General features: G+C 60.1%; 21 protein-coding genes. 12 read left to right on the forward strand and 9 right to left on the reverse strand.

The window, feature by feature from the left end; genetic code table 11:
- Positions 1-71 precede the first annotated feature (71 nt).
- From ACX80T_RS02960 to ACX80T_RS02970, 3 genes are all read left to right on the forward strand, one after another.
- Positions 72-515 (forward strand): RrF2 family transcriptional regulator, encoded by a 444-nt coding sequence (locus tag ACX80T_RS02960; RefSeq protein ID WP_459303642.1) that lies wholly within the window; start codon positions 72-74, stop codon positions 513-515.
- 101 nt (positions 516-616) lie between these two features.
- The gene (locus ACX80T_RS02965) at positions 617-1783 is read left to right on the forward strand and encodes a globin domain-containing protein (RefSeq protein WP_459303643.1); all 1167 of its coding nucleotides are present in this window, start codon (positions 617-619) and stop codon (positions 1781-1783) included.
- 500 nt (positions 1784-2283) lie between these two features.
- Positions 2284-2658, forward strand: coding sequence for a cupin domain-containing protein (locus ACX80T_RS02970; RefSeq protein WP_024477387.1), 375 nt, complete (start codon positions 2284-2286; stop codon positions 2656-2658).
- A 520-nt stretch (positions 2659-3178) separates the two neighbouring features.
- Here ACX80T_RS02970 and ACX80T_RS02975 read toward each other — a convergent pair.
- Both ACX80T_RS02975 and ACX80T_RS02980 read right to left on the reverse strand, forming a co-directional pair.
- Complete coding sequence (locus ACX80T_RS02975; protein WP_459303644.1) at positions 3179-4060, reverse strand: SDR family oxidoreductase; 882 nt, start codon at positions 4058-4060, stop codon at positions 3179-3181.
- Between the two features lie 204 nt (positions 4061-4264).
- Complete coding sequence (locus ACX80T_RS02980) at positions 4265-4939, reverse strand: haloacid dehalogenase type II (protein ID WP_035748479.1); 675 nt, start codon at positions 4937-4939, stop codon at positions 4265-4267.
- A gap of 351 nt (positions 4940-5290) precedes the next feature.
- Here ACX80T_RS02980 and ACX80T_RS02985 point away from each other — a divergent pair, with 351 nt between their 5' ends.
- A complete protein-coding gene (locus ACX80T_RS02985; RefSeq protein WP_459303645.1) occupies positions 5291-6496 on the forward strand; it encodes an MFS transporter in 1206 nt (401 codons plus the stop codon).
- A gap of 56 nt (positions 6497-6552) precedes the next feature.
- Here the strand turns inward: ACX80T_RS02985 and ACX80T_RS02990 are convergent, their stop codons facing one another.
- From ACX80T_RS02990 to ACX80T_RS03000, 3 genes are all read right to left on the reverse strand, one after another.
- Positions 6553-7617, reverse strand: coding sequence for a spore photoproduct lyase family protein (locus ACX80T_RS02990; RefSeq protein WP_024477383.1), 1065 nt, complete (start codon positions 7615-7617; stop codon positions 6553-6555).
- 191 nt (positions 7618-7808) lie between these two features.
- Positions 7809-8237, reverse strand: a complete 429-nt coding sequence (locus tag ACX80T_RS02995) for a GlcG/HbpS family heme-binding protein (RefSeq protein ID WP_019481279.1) — start codon at positions 8235-8237, stop codon at positions 7809-7811.
- Positions 8234-10417, reverse strand: coding sequence for a malate synthase G (locus ACX80T_RS03000; protein WP_459303646.1), 2184 nt, complete (start codon positions 10415-10417; stop codon positions 8234-8236). Before ACX80T_RS03000 ends, ACX80T_RS02995 begins: the two co-directional genes overlap by 4 nt.
- A gap of 346 nt (positions 10418-10763) precedes the next feature.
- Here ACX80T_RS03000 and ACX80T_RS03005 point away from each other — a divergent pair, with 346 nt between their 5' ends.
- The 8 genes from ACX80T_RS03005 (at position 10764) to ACX80T_RS03040 (ending at position 16797) form a co-directional block, all read left to right on the forward strand.
- Positions 10764-11078 (forward strand): hypothetical protein, encoded by a 315-nt coding sequence (locus tag ACX80T_RS03005; RefSeq protein WP_459303647.1) that lies wholly within the window; start codon positions 10764-10766, stop codon positions 11076-11078.
- A gap of 117 nt (positions 11079-11195) precedes the next feature.
- A complete protein-coding gene (locus ACX80T_RS03010; protein WP_459303648.1) occupies positions 11196-11843 on the forward strand; it encodes a DUF305 domain-containing protein in 648 nt (215 codons plus the stop codon).
- Between the two features lie 133 nt (positions 11844-11976).
- On the forward strand, positions 11977-12819 hold the full coding sequence (locus ACX80T_RS03015) for a F510_1955 family glycosylhydrolase (RefSeq protein WP_459303876.1): 843 nt from the start codon (positions 11977-11979) through the stop codon (positions 12817-12819).
- A 339-nt stretch (positions 12820-13158) separates the two neighbouring features.
- Entirely contained in the window at positions 13159-13359 is a 201-nt protein-coding gene (locus ACX80T_RS03020) for an arsenic metallochaperone ArsD family protein (protein WP_459303649.1), read from the forward strand.
- Between the two features lie 8 nt (positions 13360-13367).
- Positions 13368-15125: an arsenical pump-driving ATPase gene (gene arsA / locus ACX80T_RS03025; RefSeq protein WP_459303650.1), complete on the forward strand. Its 1758-nt coding sequence runs from the start codon at positions 13368-13370 to the stop codon at positions 15123-15125.
- 79 nt (positions 15126-15204) lie between these two features.
- Complete coding sequence (locus tag ACX80T_RS03030; protein ID WP_459303652.1) at positions 15205-16251, forward strand: GTP-binding protein; 1047 nt, start codon at positions 15205-15207, stop codon at positions 16249-16251.
- A gap of 29 nt (positions 16252-16280) precedes the next feature.
- Positions 16281-16403: a type B 50S ribosomal protein L36 gene (gene ykgO / locus ACX80T_RS03035; protein WP_082471366.1), complete on the forward strand. Its 123-nt coding sequence runs from the start codon at positions 16281-16283 to the stop codon at positions 16401-16403.
- Between the two features lie 4 nt (positions 16404-16407).
- Positions 16408-16797: a hypothetical protein gene (locus ACX80T_RS03040; protein ID WP_459303653.1), complete on the forward strand. Its 390-nt coding sequence runs from the start codon at positions 16408-16410 to the stop codon at positions 16795-16797.
- A gap of 60 nt (positions 16798-16857) precedes the next feature.
- Here ACX80T_RS03040 and ACX80T_RS03045 read toward each other — a convergent pair whose 3' ends face one another.
- From ACX80T_RS03045 to ACX80T_RS03060, 4 genes are all read right to left on the reverse strand, one after another.
- Positions 16858-17019 (reverse strand): zinc transporter permease, encoded by a 162-nt coding sequence (locus ACX80T_RS03045; protein WP_165802636.1) that lies wholly within the window; start codon positions 17017-17019, stop codon positions 16858-16860.
- Between the two features lie 39 nt (positions 17020-17058).
- Positions 17059-17370 (reverse strand): ArsR/SmtB family transcription factor, encoded by a 312-nt coding sequence (locus ACX80T_RS03050; RefSeq protein WP_459303654.1) that lies wholly within the window; start codon positions 17368-17370, stop codon positions 17059-17061.
- 50 nt (positions 17371-17420) lie between these two features.
- Positions 17421-17855 carry an ATP-binding cassette domain-containing protein gene (locus tag ACX80T_RS03055; RefSeq protein ID WP_459303655.1) on the reverse strand — a complete coding sequence of 145 codons (435 nt, stop codon included), beginning with the start codon at positions 17853-17855 and terminating at the stop codon, positions 17421-17423.
- Positions 17856-17984: 129 nt separating this feature from the next.
- The gene (locus tag ACX80T_RS03060) at positions 17985-18533 is read right to left on the reverse strand and encodes a hypothetical protein (RefSeq protein WP_459303656.1); all 549 of its coding nucleotides are present in this window, start codon (positions 18531-18533) and stop codon (positions 17985-17987) included.
- Positions 18534-18649 lie beyond the last annotated feature (116 nt).

Consider the following 18649-nt stretch of genomic DNA (forward strand, 5'->3'; position numbering starts at 1 on the left):
AAAGTTCACCTGTGAAGGGAACCCGTAGGCCAAATTCCGCTGGGTACCTTTTCTCGGCCTACTGTTGATACATGAGGATCAACGCCTTTTCGGATGTCTGCCTGCGCGTGATGATGATCCTTGCTCCAGCGGCGGAGCTGAAAACTTCCCGAGTTATCGCCGAGGAAATTGGCATCCCCTACAACCATGTCAGCAAAGCCGTAATACGGCTCCGCGATCTTGGTCTTGTCGATGTCGTCCGTGGGCGCTCCGGTGGGCTAAGGATCAGTGAGGAGGGCCGCCGTGCGAGTGTCGGCTCTTTGCTGCGGGCTTTGGACACCCGGGAGGATCTCGCGGATTGCCGCACACCGGCCGGTGATTGCCCGCTCATTCACGGTTGCGGTTTGCGTACGGCATTGCGCCGCGCCCGGGAAGCTTTTTACGCGGAGCTCGACGACGTTGTCATAGCAGGGCTGGCCGATCCCCGTGGGACGGGTCCTGTCTTCGTTGCTTTGAGCACAATAAGCAGCCAATAGGTGGTGCCGCAGCGGTGCGCTTGTCATAGCTCAAATAGTTAAACCAGCATATGAGATGCTACTTTTAGGGTAGGCAAATGGCCTCAAATCTAGGAGACGGCATGCTTTCGACCCAGTCCCATCCCATCATCGAGGCGACTCTTCCCTTGGTGGGCGAGAAAATGCCCGAAATTGCCAAGAACTTCTACGCCAGGCTCTTCACTGCGCATCCGGAGTTGTTTGATGGCCTCTTTAGCCGATCAAATCAGAAAAATGGGACACAGCAGCAGGCCTTGGCGGGAAGCATTGCGGGATTTGCCACTCACATGGTCAATAACCCAGACAGTGCCCCGGAAATTCTGCTGGCCCGTATCGCCCACAAGCACGTGTCCCTCGGCATTGTGCCGGAGCAGTACGACGTCGTTTACAAGCATCTCTTCGACGCTATTGCCGAGGAACTCAGCGATGTAATTACCGCCGAAATAGCTGGAGCATGGACTGAGGTCTACTGGCTGATGGCCCACACCCTGATCAAAATGGAAAAGGGACTATATGCCTCAGCCGCCAATGACAAGCCCTGGGCCCCATGGACGGTGAGCAAAAAAGAAGCTGCGGGCAGCGACGCCGTGACCTTCACTCTCGTTCCTGCCGATGAGACCCCGGTGACACCATCCCAGCCGGGACAGTACGTTGGCGTGAAGGTAAGGATGCCAGACGGCGTTCACCAGGTACGCCAATACTCGCTGGCCGCAGACGACGGGACAGCCGTGCGGGTATTCACCGCCCGACTCGACACGGAGGGCGAAGTAACTCCGGTGCTTCACAACAGCGTCCAGGTCGGCGACCAGTTAATGCTCTCAAACCCCTGTGGAGACGTCACCTTGGCTGACGGTGATCACCCGCTCGTTCTGGCGTCTGCCGGGATCGGCTGCACCCCCACAGCCTCGATTCTGCGGTCCCTGGCTCAACAAGAATCCCGTCGAGAGGTACTCGTCCTGCATGCTGAAGTCAGCCTTGACCGCTGGGCGCTTCGGGAACAGATGAGCAACGACGCGGCAAGCCTCGAGTCCGCCGAGCTCGAGCTCTGGCTGGAAACGCCAACCAGCGATTCGCGTGAGGGATTCATGTCCCTGGACTCAATAACCATCCCGGATAACGCGTCCGTTTACCTTTGCGGACCGCTACCCTTCATGCGCTCAATCCGATCGCAGGCACTAAAATCAGGCGTCCCGGCTGACCGCATCCACTATGAAGTATTCGGATCCGACCTCTGGCTCGCCAACGCCTAAGAGTTGCCCCTAGCTGCCCAGTTGAACGATAACCGCCGCAATCAGCGCCTGCGAGGCGCACTCATCGACACGGTGACCGGCGCACAGTACACACTCACATCACAGTCCAAGGCAGGAGCTATTAAACATAAAGCAGGCGGGGGAGACCCCCGAAATCGTTCCTTCCTACTCAGCCGTCTCCTAGTCTTCCATTCTGCTATCAGGATGACTTGAGGTGATTGCTGAGTGAAACAACTGGATGGCAAAGGGCGGTCGAGCCGGGCTAAGTCTTCCCAACAATCACATCGATGAGCAGGGAGGAAGCGACTTTGGAACCGGGCTTCAGGATGCCGATGAAAGCTGTTGACATAGGCCACAGCTGAGAGCACACTGTAGCCGTTGGTCGCAAATGTCCGGTTTAGCCCTGAAAAGGCCACGCTTCAGAGGTCTCCGGACCCTCATCCCGGAGCATCTCTCCTCCGGGTCAAACCAGTTGGGCAAGGCTTAATGGGGAGGACGAGATGTCCGCGATAAGTGTCAAGGCTCTGGAATCAAAGTCATTCAACGAACCCGATGAAAAACGCCGTCCACCTAAGACCGAAGTTGATGTGGTCAACCTTGGCGACACTACCTTAGGCAGGTTCACTTTCGAGCCCGGCTGGAGGTGGTCCGAGACCGTCAAGACCGTGGTGCAGACCGAGAGCTGCCAAAATAGTCATTTGGGGTTTTGTATTGCCGGAACGCTGACAGTTGAGATGGAAGATGGAACCCGCGCCACAATTCGCGTCGGCGAAGCCTATTCAATCCCCCCTGGCCATGACGCCTGGGTCGAAAACGATGAAACATTTGTGGGCTACGAAATTCTGAGCGCAGCCGCATATGCCAAACCTGCTTAGCTCCAGAGGACGAAAGCGGGCGTAGCGGACTCACTCCACAGGCTTGTTCTCGCGTGAGCTTCTCAGCGCGCTGTGGCAGTCGGCACCGGAAACACCGCTGCCTGCCAGCGGGATTGTCCTCCCCTGCACAAGTCGGCATATGTTCGGTCTGACAAGGTGCATGTCAGATTCAGCATCACATCCGGGCAGGTGGAGGTTGGCAAATCACTCGCGGACAGCCCAGCCACCGCGACCATAGCCGCAGGAAGCTTCGCGCCAGACAACGCAAAGCGCGGTCCGGATGTCACGGGTCGGGGCTGTGTCCATGTGAGGGCTCGGGCGGACCATCAGAACTGCTATTTCGTCGGTGTCACGGGGGCGGTTGGAGAGTTGCCACTGATGAGCATGAAACTGCTGAACAAGGGAGACCGCTGGGTCTTATCGGAGGCGGGATCGGCGTGCATTCGCCAGCAACAGTGGGTGCCGTCAAATCCCTTGAAGTAGCGCTGAATTTCTGCCGCCAAAAATTGAGTGGAGGCCGTCAGGCTACGTCCCAGTCATGCCCATTCAACCACCGTGCAAGCGGTAACGCCTCAACCCCAAAGTCTGCGCTGGTCGCAGTCATGTCTATTGCACCACTCCCGCGGCGGATCATGCATCTCACCTGAGCTGCCACCTCAAACGCTACCGTTTCGCCGAAAATGGGCGCCAGCGCAAGCTCGTAATCGTCGGGGTCGATAGACACGTAGGTCATCGGACGTCCGGTAATGTCAGCGAACCGACCGGCGATGTCGACGCCGGTAAGCGCTTCTGGTCCGCCGACGTCGAATCCCCTCCCCGCCAGGTCAGGCCGGTCTAGAGCGGCCACTGCGTACGCGGCCGTTTCCGCCGCAGCAATCCAGGACATCGGGAACTGCGCAGGCAGCGGGAACGCTACGACACCTGAGTCGACGATCCCTGGCCTAATCCATGGACCCAAAAATATTTCATAGTAAAAGGTCGGGCGAATCACGACGCTCGGGATCCCACTGGCGTGGAGGTAATCGACCACCTCCTGACGCGCCTCATAAGCATGAACGTTTTCGCCGGGAATGACGTGCGCGCTGGTATTGAACACGACCAGCTTCACTCCGGCTGCACGGGCGGCGTCGACGGCATTGCGGCCATATGCCTCATGCAATTCGAAGTCATACTGCAGGGGGAGTTGGAGGACCACACGATCGATGTCGGCGTTCGCCTTCGCGAGGCTGTCCGGGTCGCCCAAGTCGGCCACTGCGACCTCAGCGCCCCGAGCGCTCCAGTGCGCGGCGCGGTTTGCGTCACGAGTTACGACGCGAGTGGTCCGCCCCTGTGTGAGGAGCTGGGCCTCGACCGGAGTCCCTTGGGTACCCGTTGCCCCGTAGACGAGAATAGTTTCAGTCATCGTTATTCCTTCATCGCCTCCGAAGGTGCACCTGATGTGCGCCGGAGGAGAGCCATTGTCCTCCCAGCGGCGTTCCTCGTCTACTACCTAAATGATCCAGATTGGAGTGTCCGTGACCAGACGAGTCGGAGCAAGACCACCCCAAGGGCATCCAGGACCATTTGGTTTTACAACTCGGTGGGCTGTTAAGGAGAAGAGGCGAGATCAGGTCGTTTGGAGTGTTCTCGCTAGTTCAATAATGTCCTGAGCTTCTACATCGGGCTGGGCGTAGTAGGAGGGGTAGGCAGTAGCCGAGCGGTTTATCCAGGCGGTCTGCAAACCGGCGGTTTTTGCGCCGTGGATGTCCCACGGGTGGACCGCTACCAGCATGAGATCGCCGGGCGCATGGCCGGTCTGGCGTGAAACGTAGCGGTAGGCCTCTGCGGCCGGTTTCCAGCATGGCGCATCTTGGACGCTGAGCAATCGGGAGAACTTGTCCCGGATGCCGCCCCTGGAGGTTAGAGATTCCGCTACTGAAGGAGAACCGTTGCTAAGCGTGACCAGTTGAGTGATGGTGTTCAGTTTCCTGATGCCGGGTGCCACATCGGGGTGCAGAGGGAGGTTCTTGAACACGCCCATGATGTGATTGGTCTGGTTCTGATAGTTGCCCGGTCCTAAGGTTTGGGTGAGGAGCCGGTGAAGACTGTCGGATGCGATGTCCAGGAAGGCCGGGTTTTCGCCGGTTGTAGTGAGCGCGAACCCGTCGCGGAGTAATTCGGCGAACCATACACGTGAGAGGGTCTCGTGTAACCCAGATTCTGTGAACGCATTTTTCATCGGCGTCATGTCAGACAAAGTCTCATTGACGTCAAAGACCAGAACTGCCGGTGTTGTGCGCATAGGGATGACCCTTCCTGGCTCGTCGACGAGTTGGTTTGGGACAGTAATGGCCCTGTGACGACGATACCCGCCTCCACATGACTGCAGACACTTCGCAAATGTTTGACACCTACGAATTCCATTCCTACCTATTGGCGCTACCTCACCAGAAGCCACCCCCAGGATGTATTTTCTAAGGAGTACATCCCAGGGACGGCAGGGAGCACCGGGGCTTGCCACCTTGAACGGATTCCGGCCGCAGCGCCCCCATTGTTTGTTGGAGGGTGGATGTGGTGGCCGGGACCGGTCCCGTATGATGCGAGTCCGAGGGCGATGGCGCCCCACACCTCTTGAAGGATAGAAGAAGAGTCTATGCTGGCTACTGCTCGGAACTCGCAGGACCGCACTGTTAGGTTCGGGTTCGCATTCATCGGCGTTCTGTTCATCGCAGTTAACCTTCGGGTGTCCTTTGTCAGCGTGGGCCCGGTGCTGGAGAACATCAGCGGCGATCTCCAGTTATCCAGTGCTGCGGCAGGACTCCTTACAGGTCTTCCGCTCATCGCTTTTGCAGTCTTCTCACCCGTCGCGCCCCGCATCGCGTCCCGTTTGGGTCTTGATCGTACGCTGTGGCTATCACTGCTGATCCTCGCCGTCGGCATCGTGCTTCGCTCGTTACCCGTGCCCGGTTTCATCTGGCTGGGCACCGTGCTGATCGGCTTGGCTATTGCGTTTCTCAATGTCTTGGTGCCGTCGCTTGTGAAGCGGGACTTTCCACTGCGGGTCAGCCAGGTTACCGGAAGCTACACCGCCACCCAGGCTGCGTTCGCCGCGATCGGGGCCGCCGTCGTCGTGCCCGTGGCACAAATGTCTCCGGCGGGATGGCGGCTTGCCCTTGGAATCTGGGTGGGACTGGCTCTGATAGCGATGGCGGTGCTCTTGCCGTGGCTGCGCCGGCACAGGTTGGATACTCCGCACGCCACCATGCCGGAGGCCCCTCACCGGTCGCCATGGGCCTCAGCCTTGGGTTGGCAGGTGACGATTTTCATGGGCCTGCAGTCTATTGGCTTTTACGTTTTGATGGCGTGGCTTCCCTCCATCGAGCAAAGTCGCGGAATCCCTGCCACCACCGCGGGAGTTCACCTGTCAGTATTTTTGCTCATCAGCGTGTTCGCCAGTCTTGCCGCAGGAGGGATCATTCATCAAGGCGTGGACCAACGGTTCGTATCCTTCATGAGTGGGGCTCTCATGTTCGTGACGTTTCTCGGTCTGGCACTGGTGCCGGACCTCATCTTGTTGTGGATCCTTCTGGGAGCAATCGGGTGCGGGAGCCTCATTGTTATTGCTCTGTCGCTGTTCAGCCTCCGGACCGTCAATCACCTGCAGGCGGCCTCCCTGTCGGGCATGGCGCAGTCTGTCGGTTACGGTCTGGGTGCAGTCGGGCCGGTGATGTTCGGCGGCCTTCGCGATGTGAGCGGGGGTTGGACGCTTCCACTCATTGTCACCGCTGGCATCATGGCGGTTCTCGCTGGGACGGGTTTGCTCGTCGGACGTGACCACGTGATCCGCGGTACTGATTGACCGAAAGCCGACTACCGAAGCAGGGTCTCCCAGAGTGATGTGTCGTTCGTCCAGGCTCAGAACGCGTAGCGGATGCGGCAGTACGGCGCGATATCCCGAATCAGGGCAAGCAGTTGTCGAACATAGCCAGCCTTGGTCCCTGAGCGGTAGCGGACGTTGGTGAAGCCGTTGGACGAAACCTTCGATTCCTGCAGGTCTGGGCGCCACAGCGCCTTCTCGGCCTGCGGATGCCACCCCAAATTCACCTCGTGTAGCCGCTCGTTGTGGGTCAGGAAAATGACTTCCGCCGCCAGTTGCGCTTTAGCGGCGGGCGTTAGCTTGGCATCAAGCTGGCGCAACAGTTCCTCCCAATCGCTGAGCCAGGTGTCCGTGATGATGACGGGGGAGAAGTTGACGTGTACCTCATACCCGGCCTCCACGAAGTCATTGATCGCAGCCATCCGTTCGGCCACAGGCGAGGTTCGGACGTCAATCGATTTCGCCAGCTCCGCGGGCATGAGGGAAAAGCGGATCCTGGTATGACCGCCGTGGTCCCACCCGAGCATCGCTGGGTTAACGTACTTGGTGGCGAAGGACAGCTTCGCGTTCGGCACATCGCGGAAGAGCGTGACGAGGTCCTCCACGTTATCGCTGATCAGCGCGTCGACTGAACAGTCGCTGTTCTCGCCGATGTCGTAGACCCAAAGTTCCGGGTCGCACTGGTTGGGCTCCAATTTCATGCCCTGTCGTGCGGCGTGCCGATCAAGCGCTCCTGCGATCTGCGAGATGTTCGCGAACACGGTTACCGGATTGCTGTATCCCTTGTGTCGGGGTACGTAGCAGTAAGCGCATGCCATGGCGCAACCGTTGGCCGTTGAGGGCGCAATGAAATCCGCTGACCGGCCGTTCGGCTTTACGGCCAACGATTTCTTGACCCCGAGTACCAGCGCTTCCGTCTTGATCCTGGACCAGCGGGGAACGTTGGTCTCATCACCGTGGAGGTCCGGTATGTTCCAGTGGTTGTCGACAAGCACAACTTCGGCTGCCGGCCATCGTTGGACAATCTCTTTCCCTCGTGGCAACTCCAATGCGGCGGGTTGGGCATAGATGCGACGGATCTGTAACAGCCGGTTGAACTCCATCACTCTATTCTCCCAAGGTGCCGAAGATGAGGGCACCGGTTATGCCGAAGGCCTCTTACGGCAGTCAACCGGGAAAGCATGGGGGACAGGAAGGGCATCCTACCGAAAGGACCGTCAAGGCGTTCGAGCGCCTTGACGGTCCCAGAGAGTGGTTACGAGCGTAAGCCACCTACCACCCGGCAACGGTGGTTTCAGTCAATTTGCGCCGTCAGGCCAGCAGCCTTGATTGCGGTCGACGCGGCGGCTTCGTCGTTGTCTGAGCTGTCCCCACTGATGCCGACCGCTCCCTGGATGGTGCCGTCATTGTCGCGCACCAGGACACCACCGGGCACTGGGATGAGTCGGCCACCCAGAGTGGCTGTCGCTGCGGCAATGAAGTACGCCTGTTGCTCGGCGCGCTCCATAATTGCCCGCGAACCCATTCCGAGGGCCAGCGCTCCGTACGCCTTACCCTGGGCGATCTCAAAGCGATTATTCGAGGCACCATCCTGGCGCGCAGCGGCGATGACGTGGCCGCCGGCGTCGAGCACGACGACGGTCAGCGGCTTGAAGTTCTGCTGCTGACCTGCCGCGAGGGCGTCGGCGATGATGGATTGGGCGGTTGTCAGTGTCAGGCTCATGATGACCTCGTTCGATTGTCGGCTTGCTTATGCAGGGCACGGCGGCGATGCAGAATGGGTTCGGTGTATCCCGATGGTTGAGCGGCGCCCTCTAGAACGAGTTCGCGGGCTGCCAGGAACGCCTCGGTATTGAACGCCGGGGACATTGGCACGTAGGCGGGGTCCGAGGCGTTCTGCTCGTCGACGACCACAGCCATTCGTTGCAGGGAAGCGTCGACCTCTTCCTCGGTTACGATGCCGTGCAGCACCCAGTTCGAGACGTGCTGGGAGCTGATGCGGCAGGTTGCGCGGTCTTCCATCAATGCTGTGCCATGGATGTCGGGAACCTTGGAGCACCCGACGCCGTCGTTCACCCAGCGCACGACGTATCCCAGGGTGCTCTGAATGTTGTTATCCAGCTCGCTACGTCGGTCATCCGCATTCCAGTCAGAGGGGTTACCGACCGGAATGGTGAGCAGTTGACGCAGGGTCGAGCGACGCTCCCCGGCTAGTTCAGCCTGCCGGGCATCCACATCGACTTGATGGTAGTGCATAACGTGCAGGGTCGCGGCGGTCGGGGAGGGGACCCAGGCGCAGTCCGCGCCGGCAAGCGGGTGCGCAACCTTTTGCCTGAGCATGTCGCCCATATTGTCAGGGGCCGCCCACATGCCCTTACCGATTTGGGCCCGCCCGCTGAACCCGCACTCCAGACCAATATCAACGTTCGCGTCCTCATAGGCCGCGATCCAGCTGGAGTTACGCATGTCGGCTTTGCGGACCATGGGGCCAGCGATCATCGAGGTATGGATTTCGTCGCCGGTGCGATCAAGGAATCCGGTGTTGATGAACGCGACACGGTCCCGCGCCTCCCAGATGCAAGCCTTCAGGTTGGTCGACGTGCGGCGTTCTTCGTCCATGATGCCGATTTTCAGGGTAAGCGGTTCAAGGCCCAACACGGGCTCTACGGCCGCCAACAGTGCGCAGGCCACTGCGACTTCACCCGGACCGTGCATCTTCGGCTTGACGATGTACACCGATCCGGCCCGCGAGTTGCGCCCGGCGTGTGGGCCCCGCAGATCGTGTACGGAGCCAAGTCCAGTGAATAGGGCGTCGAGGATCTCCTCGGGCACCGGCGCTCCGGAAGAGTCGAGGACAGCATCACTGGTCATCAGGTGGCCTACCTGGCGGATGAGAAGCAGTGAGCGCCCCGGCAGAGTCAGCTCTGAGCCGTCGGGTGCTGTGTAGGTGCGGTCGGAGTTGAGCCGCCGGGTATGTGTGCCTCCCTTTTGCGCAATCTCGGCGGTCAGGGTGCCCTGCATCAATTGCAGCCAATTGCGGTAGCCCAAGACCTTATCCCCGGCGTCGACCGCTGCTACGGAGTCTTCGAGGTCCATGATGGTTGTGATCGCTGACTCCAACACAACGTCCTTCACCCCAGCAGGGTCACCAGAACCGATGGCGTGGGTGCGGTCGATCAGGATTTCGACGTGAAGTCCATGGTGTACTAGCAATACTGATTCGAGGGCGTCCGCGCTTCCCTGATAGCCCACCAGCTGCCCTGGGTCGGCCAGCCCCAGCGAACCGTCTGGTGTTTCCGCGACGAGAGCGCCGTCTGCAATTCGGTAGGTGTTGACGTCAGCGTGGGATCCGCCGGCCAGGCTAAGGTACTCATCCAGGAACTGCCGCCCACGCGCCACGACGGCGGCGCCACGGACTGGGTTGTAGGCACCTGTCTGTTCGCGACCATCGCCGTCGTCAATTGCATCCGTGCCGTAGAGCGCGTCATAGAGCGAGCCCCATCGAGCGTTTGCTGCGTTGGCAGCGAACCGCGCATTCAGGAGCGGGACTACTAATTGGGGCCCGGACACGGTTGCGATCTCGGGGTCCACCCGGTCGGTCGTGATGGCGAAGTCTCCGGGCTCGTCGACCAGGTAACCGATTGAGCGGAGGAACGTCTCGTAGGCTTCCTCCTGTACGGGTTCCGCACCTTGCGAGCGGTGATACTCGTCAATGTGCTGCTGCATCCGGTCCCGGGTGGCTAGCAGTTCCCCCACCTGGGGCGAGAAATCTGTGATGACCGCGGCCGCGCCAGCCCAAAAAGCTCCCTCTTCAATCCCCGTTCCAGGCAAAGCTTCGTCCCGGACGAAGTCATAAAGCTCTTCGGCGACGCTGAGGCCGTTGATCTCCAAATAGTTCGGCATAATGCCCGCCCCTTAGATTCTCGTAAGGTGGAAAAAGTTTACCAATATCAAAACCTAGCCAGCGCTGCTCCGCATGTCAATGCACAGCCCGACCTCCGGCTCTGCGTGAAGTTCACTAAACTGGAAGCAGTCAACGAAAAATGAAAGGGCAATGGCGGTGTCAGGCAGGATCAGGCTAAGGGCGATGCTCGATCTGTCGCGAACAGCCCTTACTTTTTTGGGGTTTGCCGCCATCATTGTCGGGATCCTCGCAATGCATGTGTGGATGGGCGGTCACGGCCCGTCCACGCACGGTGCTTCACCGTGGGGCGACGCGGTTGATGGTGCTGTCTTCTCTGCTAGTCCTATGACATTGGACACCGAATCCGCGACGGCTATAAGCGGGTCGCACCACGTCCAGGCGAATGCTGCCCCCGCCGCTTCTACGGACGGCAGCTCCGGCGAATCAGGGCAGGGCTGCGTGGGGTCCTGCGGCAACGACAGCGCAGTCCTGGGAATGTGTCTCCTGGCGATCATCGTCGTCGCCATTCTGGGGTTCCTGCTCCGTTCCGGCCGGTTCGTTCCCGGGTCGGTGCTCCTCCGCGGTCCGCCACTGATCCGTTTACGACCCCTATCGATCCCCGTTCCTTCACTGATCCAACTCTGTATCAGCCGGACATAAAACACCGGCACCTGCCTTTCTGGTGAGCGCAAAGGCTTCCAGCCAAAGGCATGAATGCCCGTCGAGGGCACCACTGCAGACTATTCATCAGATGAATTCACAAAGGATCAGATCACTATGAAGCGTTACCTCCCCATCGCGGGGCTGAGCGTCGCAGCCGTCATCACACTCGCGGGCTGCGTAAGCGACAACGACACGACTACCCCGGTGGCCGAGCCAACGGCTTCCACCCAGGGAACTACTTCCCCCACCGAATCCAGTGCTGTGGTATCTGCCGAGCACAATCCCGCGGATGCCATGTTCGCCCAGATGATGATTCCTCACCACCAGCAGGCGGTGGAGATGAGCGAGCTGATGCTCGCCAAAGATGACGTCAGCCCTGAGATTACCGATCTCGCCACCAGGATCAAGGCTGCGCAGGGTCCTGAGATCGACATCATGACCGGCTGGCTCGAAGCATGGGACCGACCGGTCATGCCCGACGGTGGCATGGCTGGGCACGAGATGGGCGGGATGGGTGGGATGGGTGGGATGGACGGGATGCTGGATGAAGATCAGATGGCTGATCTGGAAGCGGCCGAGGGTGACGACGCGGCCGGGTTGTTCCTGGAATCCATGATTGAACACCACGATGGGGCGGTGGAGATGGCCCAGGAGGAAATCGATAACGGGGAGAACCCTGCGGCAATTGCTCTCGCCGAGACCATTATGGAAACCCAGCTCGCCGAAATCCAGGAAATGGAACAGCTGCTCGCCGAACTCTAACCCGCCACAGGCTCTGGGTAGGGAGGGCACCATTTGCCTCCCTACCCGTACCCATTTTGACTCAAGGACTATTGACGTGAAATTCATCCACATTTCTTTACCCCACCCACCACAGGCCGCCCCGGCGGCAGTCATGATTGCCGCGATTCTGGTCGTTACTGCTTGCTCGCCACAACCCCCGCAGGGAGCCAACAGGGCCGCTACCGCTGCCCCGTCAGCCAGTGCAGAAGGTTACCCAACGGGTCACGTCCACGGCATGAGCGTGGACCCTGGCACGGACCGGGTTTTCCTCGCCACCCACGATGGCCTGTTCGACGTCTCAGAGTCACCGGCCATCAAGATCGGCCCGACCATCGATCTGATGGGTTTCACCTCAGCAGGGGACGGCGAGTTTTATGCATCCGGACATCCTGGTCCGGGATCTGATCTTCCCGACCCGGTGGGGCTGATTCGGTCCACCGACGAGGGGCACACGTGGCAGCCGCTGTCCCGGCAAGGGGAGTCCGATTTCCATGCCCTCGCCTCAACCGACAACGGGATAGTCGGTTTTGACGGCCAGTTGCAAGTGAGTAGCGACGGGACCACCTGGGAATCCGTGGCAGAACAAATTCCGGTGTTCAACCTGGCCGCAACGCCACGGGACAGTATTGTTCTGGCGACCACAGAGGACGGCCTGCAACGTTCCACGGACAACGGCGAAACGTGGAATGCCGTGCCCGGTGCACCCCTGCTGATGTTCACGGCCCTTTCGGAAGGTGCCGCTGCTGGGATTACACCCGAGGGCCAGATCTACACCAGTCGTGACGCTGGCCTGACCTGGGTCGAGCAAGGAACGATCCCCGGTCAGGCAGCCGCGATAGCCACGCACCTGGTCGGGGATCTGACCCTGCGAATATGGGTCGCGACCGAAACCGGTGTCCAGGTCTCCGATGACAACGGGCAGTCCTTCACGGACATCCGAGTCAATCAGGAATAGCCGCTGGTTCGGAGACTGGACGGCTAAAGCTGCAATACGGCGACCCGGTGAGAAAGCCTGGGGAGCGCCCGGCCAGCCGCTACCCGCGGCGCTCCCTCAGGGTGACGAGCTCAAAGCGAGGCTGGTGACCAGTGCATCCGATCTCACCTGCACCAGATAAGTAGGTCAGGCCTTTGAACGGTCCGGCGACAAGGTGATGGCTCTACATCGATGAATATCGATATCATAGTGAGGAACCGCAATTGCGCTGGTCGGCCTCTTCCGGGCGACGGCCGGGGGTGACTGGGGCTCGTTGGTTCGGTATCGAATCGAACCTTTGTGGAAGCCAGGGAGAACCACATGTCTGTGATCCGAATTTACGAAACTATGCTTTGTCGCGACACGGGTGTGTGTGGCCCCGATGTGGACCAGTCCCTGGTGGACGTCACCGCCGACGTGCGTCATCTCCAAAGTCTCGGAGTTGAGTCGCGCACACGACCGGCACTTGGCCTGAGCGCAAAGTCCGGCGGCTGCTGCGGCGGCTCAACGAGTTGCGGCTAGGTCCGGGGATGAAGTTTCTCGAGAACGCACCACGATTCTTGTTCTTTACTGGCAAAGGTGGCGTGGGTAAGACCTCCGTAGCCTGCGCCACGGCTCTTACACTCGCCAATGCCAGTCAGAAAGTTCTGCTGGTGAGCACCGACCCAGCCTCAAACGTTGGCCAAGTGTTCGGTATGGTCATCGGCAATACCGTCACCGCGATTCAGGATGTTCCGGGTCTCTCCGCGCTGGAGATCGACCCGGAGCAGGCCGTCGAGGCGTACCGGGAACGGATCATCGCACCCGTTCGGGGCCTCCTGCCCGAGACTGAGTTGGCCAGCATCGCCGAGAGCCTTTCAGGGTCGTGCACCACGGAAATCGCCTCTTTCGACGAGTTCACCAACCTGCTCGCAGACGAGAGCTCCTATGGGGAGTACGACCACATCATCTTTGATACAGCTCCTACGGGCCATACGATCCGCCTTCTTCAATTGCCGGGTTCATGGACCGATTTCCTCGAGACTGGCAAAGGAGATCCGTCATGCCTGGGCCCTTTGTCAGGGCTCGAGAAACACAAGCAGGTGTATGCCAAAGCAGTGCAGGCACTCACGGACCCCGCCAGGACCCGGCTTGTCCTGGTTAGCCGGGCGCAGACGTCGTCCCTGGCTGAGATCGAGCGTACCTATCTCGAGCTCAACCAGATCGGAATCAGGAGCGGGTACGTGGTCATTAACGGTGTCCTGCCGGAAGCCGCCGGCGACGAGAGATTAGCCGTGGCCCTGCGGTCCAGGGAAGCTGCCGCCATCGCGGCCATTCCTGAAGCGGTCGCCCCGCTGCCCCTCGATGTGCTGGACCTCAAGTCAGGCAACATGGTCGGCGTACCGGCGCTTAGGTCTCTGTTCGCAACTGGGTCCAGGCCGGCCATCCTTGACGAGACGACACAGACACCGGAGGTCGAGAACGCGCCACTGGCAGCCTTGGTTGACGAGATCGAATCGGACGGCCATGGCCTTGTGATGTGTATGGGGAAGGGCGGGGTGGGGAAAACCACCGTCGCTGCCGCCATTGCGGTCGCACTCGCCGGCAGGGGGCACGCGGTCCACCTCACCACGACGGATCCTGCAGCGCACCTCACCGAAACACTGCACGGTTCAGTCCCAGGACTGACGGTATCTCGTATCGATCCGGTAGCGGCAATTCAGGAGTACCGGAGTCACGTGATGGAAGCCAAGGGCCGGAACCTGGACGATGATGGTCGTGCCGCCCTAGCTGAGGACCTGATGTCCCCATGTACTGACGAGGTGGCTGTCTTCCGGCAGTTTTCCAAGGCGGTCCAGGAATCCCGGCGGCGCTTCGTGGTGATCGATACCGCGCCGACCGGTCACACGCTGTTACTCCTGGATGCGACCGGTTCATACCACCGGGAAATTGCCCGCCAGGCTGGAGATACCATGGGCTTCGTGACGCCCCTGATGCGGCTGCAGGATCCTGCGCAGACCAAGGTAATTCTTGTCACGCTGGCCGAAACGACACCTGTGCTCGAAGCCGAAGAGTTGAAAAGTGATCTGGAACGGGCAGGAATCCACCCGTGGGCCTGGGTGATCAATAGCTCGATTGCCGCCGCACACCCGCAGACGCCGTTTCTGCGGGCGCGCGCAGCGAGCGAAATCGAACAGATGGCGAAGGTACGCGCAGTGACCGACCGAGTGGCTCTTATTCCGTTGTTACCCGAGGAACCCATAGGGGAGGAGAAACTGAGGGCTTTGACGGCTCTCGCTTCGATCTAAGTGCGTCTCGCGTGCCGCGAGGAAGGGCCGAACGGACCACTCACTTTCCTTTTGAGAACGATTCTCATATGGTGGTGGAATGCACTTGATCATCGTTACTTCGCTGGACGCACTCAGTCGCAACAACGCCACATCTCAGTTGGCCGCGCTATCTCCGGAAGTTCCAGTGGTGCTGCACGACCTACTCGACGATTCAGTGGTGACGCGCCGCATCCATCAGAATGACCAACTGATGGAACGAGAGTCGTCTTTACTAGAACACGGTTGTCTGAGCTGCACCGTCCGGTTCGATCTGGTCCCCGTCCTGATACGCCTGGCCGCTGCCGGCACCTCTCTGGCGATCGTCGGGCTGCCGCCGGGCACCACGGCTGAGAACGCGATTGACGGGATTCATGCCATCGCTCCGGGGGATTTCATTGTGGATTCGGTGGCTGTTGCCGCCCAGCCCGAGGACGTGGAGGACCAACTGTGGGCCCATCACACGTTGTTTGAGTCTGGTTACACGGCTGTTCCTGAGGATGGCAGGACTCCTGGCGAATTCCTGATGGGGGAGTTGCTCTTTGCTGGCACGGCGCTCACCACCGTCAGTGATCTGCTGCCATCGGATCAGGAACTGAGTCTCAGGGGTGTTCAGCTCATCGGACAGCTTGCCCCGCATGTGCGGATGCTGCCCGCCCGGGGGGCGATCGCTGCCCACCTTGGGGCGCACGACGACGAAGCAGCCCGCGCCCGAAGTCGTCCCGGAGCGATCGCGGTACCTTCGACGTCGTCCGGGCCCTTCCGCACTTTCGAATACCGCACGGACCTTTTACTGCATCCCGATCGCTTTCGATCAGCATTGGGCGCCATCTCCGAGGGTTGCTGCTTTGTTCGGGGCGGTGTCTGGATTGCCGGTCTGCTGGAGACCGAAGTAGCAGTGTTCGGCGTTGGCCCGCGCATAGCCCTCAGCAACGGCGGCCCCTGGGCCAGCGATCCACAGGGGCAGTGGCGCCGCGGCACTCACCTCGCTCTGACCGGCGATGACATCGATGACTTCGAGGTGACCAGCCTGCTGGCAGCCTGCGCACTGACGGATGAGGAACTGCGGTCTCCCCTTGCTTATGCACCCAACAAAACCAGCCGATAAACACAAACAGAAACCCCTGAAGGAGAACCATGAAAGTACGCAATTCCCTCCGCGCACTGAAAAAAGTCCCGGGAGCCCAGATCGTCCGCCGCAGAGGCAAAACTTTTGTCATCAATAAGAAGAATCCGCGCATGAAGGCCCGCCAAGGCTGACGCCATGGTCAAAAGTACAAAGGATTCAACGGGGATCGTGGTGGCCCTGTGCGCGGGTCACCGGTGCGCTGCTCTTGTTAAAGCTAGCGACGACGGCGAGCTGGCCGCGGCAGTCGCCCGGTCGTCGGGCGGGGTGCTTATCTCGGCATCCTGCCTGCAACAATGTTCCCACGGAGCCGTCGCAGCTGTTGCCATTCGCGCTTCAACGAGTGAATTGACTGGGCCATCAATCTGGCTGGGCGGCCTCGAAGCCCCCGGGCAGCTAAAAGCCCTCGCCGCCTGGGTTGAGCGCTGGCATCCACAGGATGGTCGACCCAGTGCGTTACCCGACAAGCTTTCCGGGGCGGTGCTCGGAACCGGCGCACCCGTCCGCGTGGCGACTAACCCAGCCTAGAAAGCCGTTAAAACGAACGGCGCCGACCCATGCGGGCGGCGCCGTTCGGTCTAACGACCGTTAGTGCTCGTCGTAGTGATCGCCGTGTTCCGCGTGGCGGTGCCCGTCATGAAGGTAATCGGTATGGTCGCCGTGCTCGACGGTTTCATGGGTGCAATCGGACGAGCCGTGTTTGTGATCGTGCTCGTGAATTGTGTGTTCTGAGTGCGTTTCGGTGGTCATCGGTATCTCCTTGAAGCGGGAGTTCCCGCAGTTTCATATTCAGTGGCTGTGACTGGGTGTCGGGGACGCTTCGACCGTGTGGGCGATCGCATCCTCGATGACATGGGCAACATGCTCGTCGGTCAATGCGTAGACGGCGTCGCGCCCCGATCTGCTCACGGTCACGAGGTTCATACTTCGCAAGAGCCGCAGATGTTGTGACACGAGTGGCTGGGAGAGGCCAGTGGTGGCGACCAGCGAACTCACTGACCCCCCTCTGTCGGATAGGGCAGTCAGAATTCGCAATCGTGACACAGCCCCCAGCGCTTTGAACAGCTCGGCAACCTGTTCCAGCTGCTCGTCATTCGTCATGCTGATATATAAACATGTCTGCATGCGTTTATGCAATAGGCCAGTGCCAATCATCCAACTGGACTGATATTCGTCGTCGTACGCTTCCGCCTGCGTTCAAGGGCAGGAAAGGCGATACTTGAGGCCGACACCGCCAGAACAGAGGCAAGGATCAAGGCCGAGGCCGGGGCGAACACGGTCATGGTTGCGCGTTCGACATAGGCCATTCCCTCGGCCAGGATCAGGCCCCAATCGGGGCTCAGCGGGTCCGCGTCGAGCCCGAGGAAACCCAATGCTGCCAGAGCCAGAGCGGCTTCTTGTCCGTCAATCTCCAGATCGCCCCGGACCACCGCACCGCCGGGAAGAGAACCACTCAGGGCTGCCGCGGTCAGAGATTTACCGGACCCGGAGGGGCCTATCAGGGCTACCGCTTCACTGCGGGGGATGGTCAGCGACCGGCCCTTGACCAGGTATTGGGAGCCAATACGGATCGACAGATCCTTCAAGACCAAACACACCACGCACCCCAGCTCACCATTATTGATTATCGTTCTTATTGAGATACCGATAATGCGGGTGGTTCTCAACTGGGGCGCGCTGTGTACTGCCGTTTCCTCAGGGTTTGTCGTGGGGGACTATCTGATTGGCTTCTCGTCAGCCTCGGGGGGTCGGTCCGTCCCGGGACTCAACCCGGGGGGATAGGGAAGGTTCGGCGTTGGTTTCCGGGACCAGGGCGGCACGCTGAGGAGGAAGACTGTGGCGGCGATTGTCACACCTGCGGCGAAGATGGTGACCAGATGGGTCGACACCGCGGTGCCGTTGTACATGGTGATGCCTACAGCCAAGAGTGACACGGCCAGGAGAATCAGGGCGATCCAATGCAGGCGGCGCAATCCAATCAGAACCATGAGGGCGGGGGCCGCGTACCAGATCACGCTCGCCGTTCCCATGGAATTGATCTGGTCGATCACACTTCCGCTGCCTGGTATTGCGGCTACTACCGAGCGGAAAAACATTGACGCGCAATGCAGGATCAACCCCAGCACACCCACGACCGTTAGGGCGAGATCCAGCGGAGTCAACCGTCGGGTAACCCGCTTCAGGGGGAGGAACGGGACCGCCAGACGGAGAATTAGCAGCAGAGATGCGACGGCAGAGAGGGTCAGGACAAACGAGGTGGACATAGAATCACCTTAAAGGATCACCGGCGGTCGGAATGTGTCGTCGAATACCCTAGAAGAACGTGGGAAAACTTGTCCGGTGACCTATCGGACGAATCCGTCAACGAGTCACTCCAGGA

The sequence above is a fragment of the Arthrobacter sp. Sr33 genome (assembly GCF_054511195.1).